General features: G+C 72.7%; 13 protein-coding genes. 3 read left to right on the plus strand and 10 right to left on the minus strand.

Translation table 11 applies throughout. From position 1 onward, the window contains the following. Positions 1–31 precede the first annotated feature (31 nt). The 6 genes from Sco07f_RS12245 to Sco07f_RS12270 all read right to left on the minus strand — a co-directional run bounded on the left by Sco07f_RS12245 (position 32) and on the right by Sco07f_RS12270 (position 6503). A complete protein-coding gene (locus Sco07f_RS12245) occupies positions 32–928 on the minus strand; it encodes an SAM-dependent methyltransferase (RefSeq protein ID WP_108987859.1) in 897 nt (298 codons plus the stop codon). 104 nt (positions 929–1032) lie between these two features. Further along, positions 1033–2586 (minus strand): ABC1 kinase family protein, encoded by a 1554-nt coding sequence (locus Sco07f_RS12250; protein ID WP_108987860.1) that lies wholly within the window; start codon positions 2584–2586, stop codon positions 1033–1035. A gap of 89 nt (positions 2587–2675) precedes the next feature. Then, entirely contained in the window at positions 2676–3353 is a 678-nt protein-coding gene (locus tag Sco07f_RS12255) for a hypothetical protein (RefSeq protein WP_108987861.1), read from the minus strand. Positions 3354–3406: 53 nt separating this feature from the next. Beyond that, positions 3407–3931: an RNA polymerase sigma factor gene (locus Sco07f_RS12260; RefSeq protein ID WP_228126245.1), complete on the minus strand. Its 525-nt coding sequence runs from the start codon at positions 3929–3931 to the stop codon at positions 3407–3409. 150 nt (positions 3932–4081) lie between these two features. Beyond that, entirely contained in the window at positions 4082–5839 is a 1758-nt protein-coding gene (locus tag Sco07f_RS12265; RefSeq protein ID WP_108987862.1) for an NAD(P)/FAD-dependent oxidoreductase, read from the minus strand. A 49-nt stretch (positions 5840–5888) separates the two neighbouring features. Further along, positions 5889–6503, minus strand: coding sequence for an HD domain-containing protein (locus Sco07f_RS12270; RefSeq protein ID WP_108987863.1), 615 nt, complete (start codon positions 6501–6503; stop codon positions 5889–5891). 322 nt (positions 6504–6825) lie between these two features. Between Sco07f_RS12270 and Sco07f_RS12275 the strand changes: the two genes are divergently transcribed. Next, positions 6826–7695: an alpha/beta fold hydrolase gene (locus Sco07f_RS12275; protein WP_108987864.1), complete on the plus strand. Its 870-nt coding sequence runs from the start codon at positions 6826–6828 to the stop codon at positions 7693–7695. On the opposite strand, the gene Sco07f_RS12280 is transcribed toward Sco07f_RS12275, so the two are convergent. Continuing rightward, positions 7647–8525, minus strand: a complete 879-nt coding sequence (locus Sco07f_RS12280) for an alpha/beta fold hydrolase (RefSeq protein WP_108987865.1) — start codon at positions 8523–8525, stop codon at positions 7647–7649. The two genes, Sco07f_RS12275 and Sco07f_RS12280, sit on opposite strands and share 49 nt — an antisense overlap. Positions 8526–8665: 140 nt before the next feature. On the opposite strand from Sco07f_RS12280, the gene Sco07f_RS12285 reads away from it, so the two are divergent. Then, a complete protein-coding gene (locus Sco07f_RS12285) occupies positions 8666–9553 on the plus strand; it encodes an RNA polymerase sigma-70 factor (protein WP_108987866.1) in 888 nt (295 codons plus the stop codon). Positions 9554–9741: 188 nt separating this feature from the next. After that, a complete protein-coding gene (locus Sco07f_RS12290) occupies positions 9742–10503 on the plus strand; it encodes a GntR family transcriptional regulator (RefSeq protein ID WP_007447101.1) in 762 nt (253 codons plus the stop codon). 307 nt (positions 10504–10810) lie between these two features. Here Sco07f_RS12290 and Sco07f_RS12295 read toward each other — a convergent pair whose 3' ends face one another. The 3 genes from Sco07f_RS12295 to Sco07f_RS12305 form a co-directional block, all read right to left on the minus strand. Beyond that, complete coding sequence (locus tag Sco07f_RS12295) at positions 10811–11965, minus strand: ROK family transcriptional regulator (RefSeq protein WP_007447115.1); 1155 nt, start codon at positions 11963–11965, stop codon at positions 10811–10813. Positions 11966–12074: 109 nt separating this feature from the next. Next, on the minus strand, positions 12075–12737 hold the full coding sequence (locus Sco07f_RS12300; RefSeq protein ID WP_007447146.1) for a response regulator transcription factor: 663 nt from the start codon (positions 12735–12737) through the stop codon (positions 12075–12077). 14 nt (positions 12738–12751) lie between these two features. Continuing rightward, on the minus strand, positions 12752–13918 hold the full coding sequence (locus Sco07f_RS12305; RefSeq protein ID WP_108987867.1) for a sensor histidine kinase: 1167 nt from the start codon (positions 13916–13918) through the stop codon (positions 12752–12754). Positions 13919–13986 lie beyond the last annotated feature (68 nt).

Raw genomic sequence — 13986 nt, forward strand, 5'->3', positions numbered from 1 at the left:
TGTCACGGGGCTTCGTCCGCGGCACGCGGGCTCAGCGCGTGCCGCGCAGCGTTCCGGTCGTGAGGAAGGCGCACTTGGCGGCCGCCTCGCCGACCAGCGGCAGGTACAGGGCCAGCCGTTCCATCGCGTACGGCAGGGTGAAGAGGTCGGCGACCCGGGCCTCCCAGCCGTACTCGGCCCACCACTCCTCGGGCTCGGCGAGTTGCCAGTTCCAGGCCGCCCCGATCGTGGCGAGGGCGTTGAGGAAGGGTGCCACGAGGGGCGAGTCCACCGCCCGGGAGTTCACGCACTCGGCGCCGAAGGTGCTGCCGTCGGCGGACAGTTCCGTCATCGTGGTGACGACGGCCGCCACCTGGCCGGGGCGGAGGAAGTACAGCGGGGCCTCGCAGAGCCAGGCGGTGGGCCTGCCGGGGTCGAAGCCCGCCGCGACGAGCGCCTCGCCCCACGCCCCGGTGACGCCGGCGCCGACGGTGGTGCGGCGACCGCAGGTGACCGGGCTGCCGTCCAGCACGGGTTCCTTGAAGGCCAGGACGGAGGGGACCTCGACCTCGAAGAGGTGCACCCCGGTGGGCCACTGGAGCCGGAACGCGCGGGTGTCCAGGCCGGCCCCGAGGACGACCACCTGCCGGCAGCCCGAACGGGCCGCGGACAGCAGGTAGTCGTCGAAGAAGCGGGAACGCACCACCTGCCAGTCGGGCAGCAGGCGCTGCATCGGCCCGTCACCGGGCGGACCCCCCTGGAACCGGGCCGCGTGCAGGAAGTCGGCGGCCCACGGGTCGAGGACGTACGGCGTGGGCCGCAGCGCCTCCGCCGCGTGCGCCGCGGCGGTCCAGAGCGCCGCGTGCGAGAGGCCCTCCGGTGCTCGGGCGGCCGGTACGGACGATGACCGCCGCGCGGTGGCCGACTGGGGGCGGGTGGATTCCGGCATGGGACCTCCTGGGAACGGCGGATCGTGACGGGATGTCAGAAGGCGGGGCCGGCCGGCGCGCGGCGGCCGTGCGAGGGCCGTGCGAGGGCCGTGCGGGGGCCGGGTCAGCCCGAGCGGCGGCGGCCCAGCAGGAAGGCGGCGGCACCCAGCGCGAGCATGCCCCTGGAGGGGCGGGTGGGCCGCTGGCCGCCCATCGCGGCGGGGGTGCGCGGCTCGTGGATGTTCAGCGCGAACTGCCGGTTGGCCACGTCGGACATGACGCCCCGGACCTGGTCGGGGCTCGTGACGGCGGCCAGCAGCAGTTCCATGGAGTTCCGGGCGAACTGGTTGCGGCCGAGGAACTCGCGGCCGAGGGCGAACAGGATCTTCGGCACCTCCCCCTGGAACACCTCCGGCAGGGTGATCTCGGGTGCCAGACAGCGCACCGAGCCGTCCAGGTTCGCGAACGACTTGCCGAGCAGCGACACCGCAGGCGGCGAACCGATGCCCCGCTTGGTCGCCTTGGCCAGCACCGTGGTGAGCGAGACGCCGAAGTTCATGTCCTCCAGGGCCAGATGGGAGACCTTCGGCACGAAGGCCGCCATGTCGGCGGCGAACGCGGGCATGTTGGCCCACGGCGTCATCCGCCCCATCCCGGCCCAGTGCTGGGCCAGGCCCGCGCCGTCGTTCTGCGCCAGGGTCATGAACAGCGGCAGCAGTTGCAGGCTGGTCCGCCGGTCCAGCCGGCCGACCATGCCCCAGTCGATCAGGGTCGCCGGACCCCCGGGCGCGGCGAAGACGTTGCCCGCGTGCGGGTCGGCGTGGAAGAAGCGGTGGACGAAGTACCCGTGGTACATGAAGCGCAGCAGGTCCTTGCCGATCTCCACGCGTTCGGCGTCCGTGAAGTGGGCGCGGTCGACGTGCCGCACCGATTTCCCGTCCGCCAGCGACTGGACGAGGACCCGGGGACTGGCGTGCAGGACCCGGGGCACCTCCAGGGAACGGAACGGCCGGATGTGCTCGCGTGCCTCGTCCATGTTGCGCGCCTCGCCGGTGAAGTCCAGCTCCGGCTCCATGGCGTCGAAGACCGAGCCGAGCATCGCCTCGATGTCGATGACCTCGTTGAACCGCGGAGCGACCCGGGCCACGATCCGCGACGCCCGGCGCATCAGGGCCATGTCCGCGAGCACGCCCTCGCGGATGCCGGGCCGTTGGATCTTGACCACGGCGGCGCGCCCGCCGGGCAGCGTCACCCGGTAGACCTGGGCGAGGGACGCCGCCCCCAGCGGGGCCGAGGTCTCGACGTCGTCGAAGCGCAGCTTCCAGTCCGGCCCGAGGTCCCGGGCCAGCACCGGCTCGAACTCCGAGAACGGCTGGACGTCGACTTCGTCGTGCAGGTTCTGGAGTTCGTCCCGGATGGACTCGGGGACCATGTCCGGCCTGGTGGAGAGGATCTGACCGAGCTTCACGTAGAAGGGCCCGAGGCTCTCCAGTGCGTGCCGCACCGCCTTGGCGCGGCGCTGGTCGGACCCGGCGGAGGCGTCGGTGCCCTCCGCCGGGGACCGCGCGTCCCGCTTCGTACGCCCCCGCAGCCGGGCCGCCAGACCCACCTCGTCGGCCACGAGGCTGCCAAGGACCTTGACCACGAGACGTAGCCGGTCGCCGACGACAGACGTCATCGTGTGTGATCCTCCTCAGGTGCGACGCGCGTACGAACGTCGGCCGGCGCGGCGCGCGGAGCCGGCCGGCGCGGTGGTGGTACGACCGGTCAGCTCGAGGACGAGGACTGACCGCCGTGGGGCTTGTCGCCCCCCTGCTGCCCCGCCAGGCCCTGGAGCGGCCCGGCGAGGCCCTGCAGCGCGGCGAGGCCCTGCTGTCCGGCCTGGGCCGGCAGGTTGGCCGCGTTCTGGAGGCCTTGGACCGCGTCGAGGAGCTTGGGGAGCACCTGGGTCAGCTGGGTCAGCTGGGTCGGGAGCGACATCAGGTCGCCCGCCCCGCTCGCCGCGTGTCCGAGGCCTCCGGCCAGCTGACCGAGCCCGCCGAGCGCACCGGCCGCGCCGCCGACCGCGGCGAGCGGATTGGCGGCGCCGCCCATCGCGGCCAGGGGGTTGCCCGCCCCGCCCAGTGCGGCCGCGAGCGGGTTGGCGGCGCCCACGGCACCGGTGAGGCCGGCGAGCGGGTTGGCGGCACCGATCCCGCCGACTCCGCCGAGGGCGGCCAGCGGGTTGGCGACACCCGCGAGCGCGGTGGCCGGGTTGACGGCCCCGGCCAGCGCGGCGAGGGCGTTCGGGGGAAGCCCGGCCAGCGTGTTGACGGCGCTGCCGGAGCCGCTCGACGAGTCCGTGTCGTCTCGGTTCAGGAGGTCGTCGAAGGCTTCCTTCCAGCTGTCGGTCATATCGCCGATCAGGTCTTTGATGATGTCCTGGATGTTCTTGCTGTTGCCCATGAGTGTGGTCCCTTTCCGTTTCTCTGTGAGGGGAGAGGTGAGGGTGCCGGCTGTTACCCGGGGCAGCCTTCCAGGGATTTCGCGCACGCGCTTTTCAAGCGGGCGCGTCCCCTGGTGAAAGCGGCTTCGGCCGCCTTGACGGAAATGTTGTGCATGCGAGCGAATTCCGCGGTGGAAATTCCTTTGGCCCGGGCGAGTATGACCTCCTGTTCCCGTCCGCGCAGGTGTTGCACCTGGCTCAGCAGCCAACGGCCGAAGTCCTGGTCGCAGACGTCGTCCTCGGTGGTGCCGAAGGTGTCCACGAACGCTGCGCGCTGCAGAAGCCTGCTGCGGCGCTCCATGTCCCGGTAGAAGTCGATGCAGAGGCGGAGCGCCACGGACGTCAGAAAGGAACCGAGCCGATTCCTGTCCAACGCGGCGTGAGCGGCTGCGCGGGCCATGGTTTCCTGGACGCAGTCCTCGGCGTCCTGAAAACTCGGCAGTCTTCGTCGAACCAATCGCATGAGGCGGTCCTGGTGCTGGAAGATGTCTTCCCAGGAGCATTCAGCGGGCGATTGGCAGGTGGAATGTCGCACCATGGTGGATTGCAGCCCGTTGTCTCTCGGATTGGGCAGGGGGAACCGCGGCCGACTTTCTATTTGTCGGCCATGTGGTTTTCCTACCCGAGCCTCTCCTGGGGCAAACCGGAATGTATGGTTCCGCGAGTCGGCGGAAATGTTTTTTCGCGCTCATTTCCGAGGGGCGGGCCGACGTGCCCAGTCGCGGTTCCAGTTGACCCACATGTCCCGTACGGTCTGGTGGACCAGCGAGCTGCCGGCGCGCAGTTCGCCGGTGTACGCCTGGACCGCCTCCTTGCCCACCAGCCGCGCGCCGCCGGTGAAGTAGGTACCCCGCACGTGCCGGGGGGAGCGGTACTTGCCCCACAGCAGGATCTTCATCAGCGGCCAGAGCGTGAACACCCCGGCCGGGCAGCGGTTCTCGGGGTCCAGGGTCCCCCAGACGGACGGGACGAGGCCGCTCTCGCCCAGCACCTCGTAGATCCGGGCGATCGTCTGCTCCTTCGTCGACTCACCGGCCCGGTAGGCGAGTACCGCGTCGCGCGACTGGTCGAACATCCGCTCCACCCAGGGATTGTCCATACCCTGGAGCCCCCGGTACGGCGGCATCTCCAGGACGTCGAAGCAGGCCGGGTCGTGCGTTTTCTCGTAGGCCACGGCGGCCTGGTTCTGCGCGTTGGTGCCGTAGAGCGTGGTGAGGGTCCACACCCGGTTCCACGCGTTCCACAGGTCGAAGTCGTCGAACGCGACGTAGCTGCACGACACCAGGTCGTCGTAGAACCGGAACATGCGCTTGGTCCAGTGGTCCAGGTACGCGAACCGGGCGGTGTCGAAGTCGTCCTGGCGCACGGCGTCGATGAGCCGGTGGCCCAGGGCGTTGAGCGCCATCACCGTGACCGCCAGCCCGCTGGAGAAGAGCGGGTCGATGAAGTCACTGGCGTGCGGCAGCAGGCACCACCGGTCGCCGACGACCTTCTGCGAGGCGAACTGGGTGCGGTCGGTGGACACGTACGGCCGGACCGCCCGCGCCCGCTCGAACTGCCGCGCCACGCTGGGGAACCGGCGCAGGTGCTGCCAGAACTCGTCCTCCGCCGACACGTCGTCCGGGCGGGGGTACCGGTCGAGGTCGAGGTTGAGGCCGACGCTGCACAACTCGTTCGTGCTGGTCGACTGGTTGTCGAAGGGGATCACCCAGAGCCAGCCGCCCTGGAACATGTGGTGGAGCGTGCCCTGGCTGAACGGGCTGGGCATGCGGTGCTGTTCGCGCGGCGGCGACACGGCGTCGAAGGGGCGCACGTCCACCATGTGCGTGAAGATGGTGCGCGAGCGGGTCCGGTACGGCGGCTCCTGCCGCAGCCCGAGCCGCTCGGGCAGCATGGCCCGCATCCCGCCGGCGTCGACCACGTACGACGCCCGGAAGCTGCCGCGGTCCCGGGTGACGAGGGTGGCCCCGTCCTCCTCGAACTTCACGTCGTCGACCATGGTGTGGGTGTACGCGGTGACGCCGTAGGACACGGCGACGTGGAACATGTACGCGTCCACGTCCTGCCGGAAGTAGTGCGAGTCGGGACCGAGCGGCGGGCCCCAGGTGGGGTACTGCGTGCACTCGTCGGGCCGGGTCGGCTCGCCCTCCCGGTGGTAGACGAAACTGAAGTTCCGCTTGACCCCGCAGCTGGACGACACGTGGCGGCGCAGTGCCGCGTTGGTCGCCAGGTGCTCGAGCTCGGGCACGTCGTAGCGGCGGGCCAGGACCCTCAGGCCGAACGTGGTCTCGGGGACGGTGGACTCTCCGATGGCGAACCGGGGATGACCGCTGCCCTCCAGCAGCAGCACGCGCACGCCGTGGCGGGCGAGGACGGTCCCCAGAATCGTCCCGCCGATGCCGCCTCCGACGATGGCGACATCGAAAACACGCTGGTCTTCTTGCATGTTGGCGGTTCCTTTCGCAACGGGAAGGACGAGTTGCCGGCCCGCCCGGTCACCGACGGGTGACGGGAGGCCCCGGCAGCACCCGGCGCAGCCCGCAGGCCACCACCCGGGCGGAGAAGGACACGGCGAACCAGGGAGTGGGCGCCAGAGCGGCCAACCGCCGGCGGTCCCCCGGGACATGACGCTCCCCGCGCCCCGTGACGTCCAGCCACGCACCGAAGTGCAGCAGCCGCGCCTCGGGCCCGGCGTCGCGCGCGGGAAACGGCCGCATGTGGTCGCGCACCGCACGCGTCAGAGCCGTGCGACGCCCCATGCCGACTTCGTGCCCGGCCAGGAACGCGTCGAGCAACTGGGCGGAGCGGCACGGGAAGCCACCGCGGCCCAGCCGTGAGCGCCCCACCAGCCCGGCATCGTGGAACGCCGCGGCGGCCAGCAGCCCCACCCGGTCGTAGGCCGTCCCGTTGGTGCGCGCCAAGGCGTCGGCCAGCAGGAACGTCCGCAGGGAGTGCAGGGCGACGTGCGGAGGCAGCAGCCGGCGCATCTCCGTCAGAGCGGCGCCCGCGAGCGGATGTCCGAGCAGTTCCGCCAGGGCCGGCCGCCCGAGCAGGGGCTGCCACGCGTCCGGCACCTCCGGCACCTGTGGAACATCGGGACCTGCGGCCATGACCCAACCCCCTTGCCCTGCGACCTCATTGGCGGTGTCCGTCTCACCTGTCTTTACGCTCGGGCCACACCCCGACCCCCGCTTCACAACGGTTCGTCCCTGTCCGCGTGTTGACGAGGGGCCGACGGCGCGCGGTGAGCGCGACGCACGCCGCGGCGCACGTTCCGGACCCTCGATGCGCACGATTCGAAAACATGAACCCTATTTACTCCATGGAATGAATTCTTTCCCCCGGTCGAGGGATCGTTGCGGAATTCGATGGACGTGAGACTGAGAAGTCCGTTCCACCTCGGCCGCATTTCCCGACGCAAGGGAGAACATCGTGAGTTTCCTCAACCCCCGCCTTCCCGGCATCAATTCGGACGACGTCGTCACGGACGTCGTCGAATCCCCGCACCGCCTTGGCGCGATCGCCGAGGCCGGCGGTGCGCAGGTCATCGCCACCGTCGACGTACAGGCGGGAGAGGACGACTGGAACGCGCCGCCGAGCGAGGAACATCCGCGTCCGGTGGTGCTGGTGCACGGCACCTTCGGCAATCGCGGCTACACCTGGAACACCGCGACGCCCCTGCTGCGCGAACACGGGCACCGGGTCTTCCGGCTCGACTACGGACAGCACGGCAACCCGGTGATCTTCGGACTCGGCGACATCAAGCACTCCGCGCGGCAGCTCGCCGAGTTCGTCGACGAGGTACTCCGCCGCACCGGCGCCCAGAAGGTCGACCTCGTCGGTTTCTCGCAGGGCGGCATGATGCCCCGCTACTTCCTCAACGCGCTGGGCGGCGGGCCCAAGGTGCACAACTTCGTCGGCATCTCACCCAGCAACCACGGCGTCACCGCCCAGGGCCTGATGAACCTGGCCCGCCAGATCCCGGGCGCCGTGGAACTGCTCGAACAGGGCGCCGTCGGGGAGATCGTGCCGGCCTGGCCGCAGCTCCAGCACGACCACCCCTTCCAGCGGGAACTGGCCGATCTCGGCGAGACGACCGAGGGCGTCCGCCACACCGTCATCGCCACCCGGTACGACGACGTGGTCACCCCGTACACCTCGTGCGCCCTGGAGCAGACGGCGGGGCGCTACGTCAACAACATCGTCCTCCAGGACATCGACCCGGACGACCACACCCCGCACGTGAGCATGCCCTACAACGCGACCGTGCTGAAGGAGGTCCTCGCCGCGCTCGCCTCCTGAGCGCGGCTGCCGTCCAGGACGACGCGGGCCACCAGTGCCGGGTCGTCGTTCATGGGGACGTGGCCGCAGCCGGGGAGCCGCACCAGCCGGGCGTGCGGGACGGTGCGCTTGGCGCGTATGCCCTGGCGGGGCAGGAGCAGCCGGTCCCGGCCGCCCCACGCCACGGTGACCGGGATGCCCGGCACGTCATCGGTGAACAGCACGCTCCGGCCGGCCCGCAGCGTCTCGGTGAACCCCTCGGCGTGCGCGAGGGCAAGGGTCTCGGCGACCACGGCCTCGGGGGAGCGCCGGCCGGGGCGGGCGTAGATCGTGCTGGTCAGGGCGGTGCGGCCGGCGGCCGTGCGGGACAGCCGCTGGACCAGGGGGAGCGGCAGGGCGCGTGCGGTGCGGCGCATGCCCGTCAGGAGACCGAAGGCGTAGCGGCGCTCGGCCTGCGTCCAGAAGCCGGCGGGGGACAGTGCCGTCACCGAGCGCACCAGGTTCCGCCGGCCCAGCTCCAGCGCCAGCAGGCCGCCCAGTGAGTTGCCCGCCACGTGCGGACGGTCGAGACCCAGCGCCGCGCAGAAGGCGCCGAGCACCGCGTTCGTCGTCGACAGGTCGTGCGGCAGCCCGTGCGGCAGCGCGGACGACTCCCCGAAGCCCGGCAGGTCCACGGCGATCACCTCGCGCTCGGTGGCGAGGATGTCGACCACCGGGTCCCAGGCCTGCCGGTGGTGACCGATGCCGTGCAGCAGGAGCAACGGCTCGCCGGTGCCCACCCGGTCGTAGGCCAGGGCGATGTCCTGCGGGCCGTGGCCGGTGGGGGCCGTGAAGGTGAGTGTCGCGGACATGGGACTCCTTGTCGGGAACACGTAATGGGGCGACGTCGGGTAGACAGCTTGTCAGTAGGAGCTACCGACGGGTAGCCCCCGGTGCCGGGCCGGGGCGGCGCCGCCTGGACACCACCGGACGCGTCCGGTGGGATGGAGCGGTGACCACCGACACCGCGACCGACGTCTTCGAAGAGCACCGGCCCGTCCTCCTGGGCGTCGCCTATCGCATGCTGGGCCGCCTGGCCGACGCGGAGGACGTCGTCCAGGCGGCGTGGCTGCGCTGGTCCCGCGCCGACCGGGCCGCCGTGCGCGAGCCCCGGGCCTACCTGGTGCGCGTCACCACCCGCCTCGCCGTCGACCGGCTGCGCCAGGTCAAGGCCCGCGGCGAGACGTATGTCGGTCCGTGGCTGCCCGAGCCCTGTGTCACCGACTTCGGGGACGCCGTGCCGGACACCGCCGAGCGGGCCGTCCTCGCCGACTCGGTCTCCCTCGCCGTCCTCGTCGTCCTGGAGTCGCTCTCCCCACTGGAGCGGGCGGTGTTCGTCCTCAGGGAGGCGTTCGGCTACCCCTACGCGGAGATCGCCGCCATGCTGGAGCGCGGCGAGGCCGCGGTGCGCCAGCTCGCCGGACGCGCCCGCAAGCACGTCGAGGAGCGGCGGCCCCGCTACGACGTCGACCCGGCGCAGCGCCGCGACCTCACCGAGCGCTTCCTCGCCGCCGCGGTCGAGGGCGACCTGGCCGGCCTGCTGGCCACGCTCGCGCCGGACGTCCGGCTCGTGGGCGACAGCGGAGGCCGTTCCAAGGCGCCGCTGCGCGTGCTGGAGAGCTCCGAGAAGGTCGGGCGCTTCCTGCTCGGCGTCGCCCGGCAGGGCATTCCCGACGTCACCTTCCACTTCCTGGAACTCAACGGCGGCCCGGCCGTGCTGGTCCGCTCCGGAGGCAAGCCCGACTCCGTCGTCCAGGTGGACGTCGCCGACGGGCGTATCCAGGCGGTCTACATCGTGCGGAACCCGGACAAGCTGACCGCTCTGGCCGACGCGCCCTAGGGCCCGCCGCTCCTCAGCCCGCCCCACGGCCCCGGCCCCCGTTCCGCGACGGGGGCCGGGGCCGTCCTGTCGCGGGATTGGTCTTGACCAAGGGGATGGGGCGTTTTATGGTCGCAGAGAACTGCAACAACCTTTAATAAACAAGGGCGTCAAAACGCCGCCGGACCACGGCGATTGCGGAGGACAGGGTGGGGACCACGCAGTTGGAATCGGTGCCGGAGCCGAAGTACTGGCACCTCAGGACCGTGCTCACCGAGGCCCTGGACTCGGAGTTCGAGGTGGGCGAGATCCTGCCCAACGAACGCGACCTGGCCGCCCGCTTCGGCGTCGCCCGCGCGACCCTCCGGCAGGCCCTGGAGCAGCTGGAGCTGGAGGGCCGGCTGCAACGCCGTCGCGGCGTCGGTACGACCGTAGCCCCGCCGCGCGTCGGCGTGGCCGTCGACACCAGGGAGCACGCCTGGCCCGGCACGGCCGACGACGCCTGGCAACCGGCCGACTGCGTCCTCGCCGCACCTCCCGCGGCCGTGGCCGACGCCCTGGGGACGGAACGCGACGAGCCCGTCCACACCGTCCGCCGCTCCCGGGTGAGCCACGGCCAGCCCGTCGCCGCGGAACTGCTGTACGTGCCGGCGTCCTCGGTGCCCGGCCTCCCCGCCATCGACGCGCCCTCGGGCACGGCACGCGCGCGTGCCGTGCTGCGCGAACTTCAGCGCGGGGCACTGGAGCGGCGGGAGAGCGCCGTCGAGCTGGGCTCGGCCGGCGCGGACGACGCGAAGGAACTGGACCGTCTGCCCGGCGCGCCCGTCCTCGTGGTCACCACCCGCTACCTCGCCGAGGGCCGCACCGCCGCGCTCTCCGTCGCCACCTACCGCGCGGACACCTGCCGGCTGACATTCGGCGACTCCGGCGACGTGGAGATCCACCACGGCCCCCAGACCCAGGCATCCTGACCGACCCGACCCGACCCGACCCGACCCGACCCGACCCGACCCGACCCGACCCGGTCCGACCCACCGTCCGCCGCCGAGCCTGCCCGGTCGGTCCCAGCCCCACGCGTCGCCCCCGCCGCCACCGGGGGCCCGGCGGTCTGCTGCCGCACCTGCACCTGCACCCGCAACCCGACCGGTCCGGGGAACGCTCCAGGCCGGGTCTCACCCGGCGGCCGGGACACCGGCGTCCCGGCGCGGGTGTGTGCCGGGACGCGGCCGGGCGGACCCCGGCGGGCCGGAACCGCCGCCGGCGCGACGTGCGCCGGGGTCAGCGGCGGGCCGTCGCGCCCTCGACCGCGAACAACTGCTCCTCCACATGGTCGAGGGCCAGCCGCAGCGCGCCCGTGGCCACGGCGGCCTCCCCGAGCAGCGACAGGGCCACCCGCGGCGGGCGCAGGCAGTAGCGGGCCAGCTCCCGCCGCAACGGGTCCAGTACGCCGTCGAGGCCGGCCGCCCAGCCGCCGATGACGACCATCTCCGGATCGAGCGCCAGCGCCAGCGCCGCCACGTCGTGCACCAGCCGCTGGATGAAACGCTCGACGGCCGCGCGAGCCCGCTCGTCGCCGCCCCGGGCCTCGGCGAAGACCTTGGCGACGGCCTGCTCGTCCAGCGGGTGCAGCGGCTGGTCCGTGGTCGACAGGAGCGTCTCCGGCGTCACGTCCCGGCCCAGCAGATGCAGCGCCCCGATCTCCCCGGCCGCCCCGCCGTACCCACGGTGCAGCCGTCCGCCGATCAGCGCCCCGGCCCCGGGACTGAGCCCGGCCAGCACGAACACGATGTCCTCGCACTCGGTGGCGGAGCCCTTCCAGTGCTCGGCGACCGCCGCCGCGTTCGCGTCGTTCTCCACCAGCACCGGGCACTTGAAGGAACGGCTGAGCCGCTCGCCGAGACCCAGCCCCGTCCACCCCGGCAGCGCCGTGCCCAGCCGGACCGTGCCGTCCGCCTCGACGATGCCGGGCGTGGCGGCGCCGACCGCCCGCAGCGAGCCGCGCGCCACACCGGCCCGGCGCAGCAGCTCGGCGACGGCCGTGCGCAGCCGCTCCAGCCGCTCGTCGGCCGACGCGTTCTCGTCCACGTCCTTGGCCTGGGCACCGATCACCCGGCCGTCCAGGTCGGACAGGAGCGCGGCGACGCGGTGCGGGCCGATCTCCAGGCCCAGCAGGTGCCCGGCCTCCGCACGGAACCGGAACCTCCGCGCGGGCCGTCCCTGCCGCCGGGCGGCGGCTCCGTCGGCGGCCGCCTCGACGACCAGACCGGCCTCGATCAGCCCCTCCACGACGCCTTCGACGGTGGGCCGGGACAGCCCCGTCACCCGGGTGATCTCGGTCAGCGTCGCGGAGTCCGTCGCACGCAACGCGTGCAGCACCACGGCGGAGTTGATCCTCCGCAGCAGCGACGGATCCCCGCCGGTCAGGCCTGCCAAGGTCCGTCCTCCCAGCTAGTGCGCGTGTTGGCCGGATGGTACTCGGCCCGCCGACCCCCGGCGAGCTCCGGCCCGCCCCCGCCCCCCCGTCCGGCGTGCGGCCGTCGCTTCACCCGGGTGCCACGAACCCCGACTCGTACGCCGTGATCACCGCCTGGGTGCGGTCCCGCGCCCCCAGCTTCGCCAGTACGGCGCTCACGTGCGACTTCACCGTCTCCGTGCCGACGACCAGCCGCGCGGCGATCTCCGCGTTCGACAACCCCCGCGCCATCAGCCGCAGCACCTCGCCCTCCCGCTCGGTCAGCCGGGCCCGCTCCAACAGGGCGCGGGCCGCCCGGTTGCCGCCGCCGTCGCCGTACTCGGCGGCCAGCTGCCGCACCGAGGCGGGGAACAGCAGGGACTCGCCCTCGGCGATCAGCCGTACCGCGTGCACGATCTCGGCCGGGCGTGCGCGCTTGAGCAGGAACCCGTCCGCGCCGGCGCGCAGCGCCTCGTACACGTACTCGTCGTTCTCGAAGGTCGTCACCACCAGGATCCTCGGCGGGTCGGCCACCGTGCGCAGCAGCGCGCGCGTGGCCTCGATGCCGTCGAGGAGCGGCATCCGGACGTCCATGGCGACCACGTCCGGCCGCACCTGCCGCACCAGCGGAATGACCGCCGCCCCGTCGGCCGCCTCCCCGACCACCTCGATGTCGGGCTGCGCCTCCAGCACGGCCCGCAGACCGGCACGTACCAGGGGTTCGTCGTCCACGAGGAGCACTCTGACCGGCATCCGGCCAGCGTAGATCAGCCCAACGGCAGCTCGACACGCACCTGCCAGTCACCGGCGCCGTCCGGCCCGGTGTGCGCCCGGCCGCCCAGCAGCGCGGCCCGCTCCCGTATGCCGCGCAGCCCGCTCCCGCGGCCGGGGGCGGCCCGGTCGTCCGGCAGCGGATTGCGCACGTCGAGGGTGAGCGCACCGTCCGCCACCGCGACGTGGACCAGGGTCGGCACCTCGCCCGCGTGCCGCAGCACGTTGGTCAGCGCCTCCTGGAGGATGCGGTAGCCCTCACGGGAGACGGCACCCGGCACCGTCTCCAGAGGCCCCGTGAACTCCGCGCCGACCTCGGCCCCGGAGGCGCGCGCGGATGCGAGCAGCCGGTCGGCGTCCGTGAGCGTCGGTCTGGAGCTCACCGGCCGATCCGCCTCGCGCAGCACGCCGAGCACCCGCTCGAGGTCCTCCAGGGCCGCCCTCCCCGTCTCCTCGATCGCGGTCAGGGCCCGGTCGGTGAACTCGGCGCTGTTCGCCGCGCGCGCGGCACCCGCCTGGACGACGGCGACGGTCAGCGCGTGACCGATGGAGTCGTGCAACTCGCGCGCGATGCGGTTGCGTTCCAGGAGCTGCTCGGTGCGTTCCTCGAGGGCGCCGAGCCGTTCGGCGGCGGACGGGCCGAGGAGACGGAGGGCGAGCCGGGTGATGAGCTGCCCCGAGCCCACCACGACCGCGGCGAGCAGCAGCAGCGGCAGCGGCGAGAGCAGGCCGTACCACCAGTGGTCGCCCGCGAGGCGGACGTACGAGCCGTCCCCCTGGCGGCCGCCCCGCGCCGCGTTCATCAGGTCTATGGCGAGGACGGGCAGCTGGACGGTGAGCATCGCGACGCAGGAGCCGATGACGAGGCGGGCCTCCAGCCACACGACCGTGCGGGCACGGTCGGCCCAGGTCGCGGAGGGCGCGACGACGATGTCCATGGTCGCGTCGTCCGGGCGGTGGCCGGTCAGCAGCAGTCTGGCCTGCACACCCTCGACCACCCGCATCCCGGGCACCAGCCCGGCGGCCGCCAGCGGCAGCACCGACGCGAACGCCCACGCCTCGTCGACGAAGATCCACATGGCGGGCCACACCACGGCCATGAAGAGGTGCAGCCATCGTGTGTACGTCACCACCCGGCCGAACGGGCGCAGCAAACGGACCATGCGCCCATCCTCCCAGCCGCCACCGACACCCGGCCTCCCCCGCACGGGGGAGCAGGTCTCCACCGGTG

Origin of the sequence: Streptomyces coelicoflavus, from assembly GCF_003112555.1 — a bacterium.
Lineage (GTDB): Bacteria > Actinomycetota > Actinomycetes > Streptomycetales > Streptomycetaceae > Streptomyces > Streptomyces coelicoflavus.

Bases quoted from the DNA above. Each gene is read 5' to 3' on its own strand.
- Sco07f_RS12280 (WP_108987865.1), bottom strand. From the start codon at position 8,525: ATGTCCGCGACACTCACCTTCACGGCCCCCACCGGCCACGGCCCGCAG.
- Sco07f_RS12255 (WP_108987861.1), bottom strand. From the start codon at position 3,353: ATGGGCAACAGCAAGAACATCCAGGACATCATCAAAGACCTGATCGGC.
- Sco07f_RS12250 (WP_108987860.1), bottom strand. From the start codon at position 2,586: ATGACGTCTGTCGTCGGCGACCGGCTACGTCTCGTGGTCAAGGTCCTT.
- Sco07f_RS12260 (WP_228126245.1), bottom strand. From the start codon at position 3,931: ATGGTGCGACATTCCACCTGCCAATCGCCCGCTGAATGCTCCTGGGAA.
- Sco07f_RS12300 (WP_007447146.1), bottom strand. From the start codon at position 12,737: ATGCCGGTCAGAGTGCTCCTCGTGGACGACGAACCCCTGGTACGTGCC.
- Sco07f_RS12245 (WP_108987859.1), bottom strand. From the start codon at position 928: ATGCCGGAATCCACCCGCCCCCAGTCGGCCACCGCGCGGCGGTCATCG.
- Sco07f_RS12270 (WP_108987863.1), bottom strand. From the start codon at position 6,503: ATGGCCGCAGGTCCCGATGTTCCACAGGTGCCGGAGGTGCCGGACGCG.
- Sco07f_RS12305 (WP_108987867.1), bottom strand. From the start codon at position 13,918: ATGGTCCGTTTGCTGCGCCCGTTCGGCCGGGTGGTGACGTACACACGA.
- Sco07f_RS12265 (WP_108987862.1), bottom strand. From the start codon at position 5,839: ATGCAAGAAGACCAGCGTGTTTTCGATGTCGCCATCGTCGGAGGCGGC.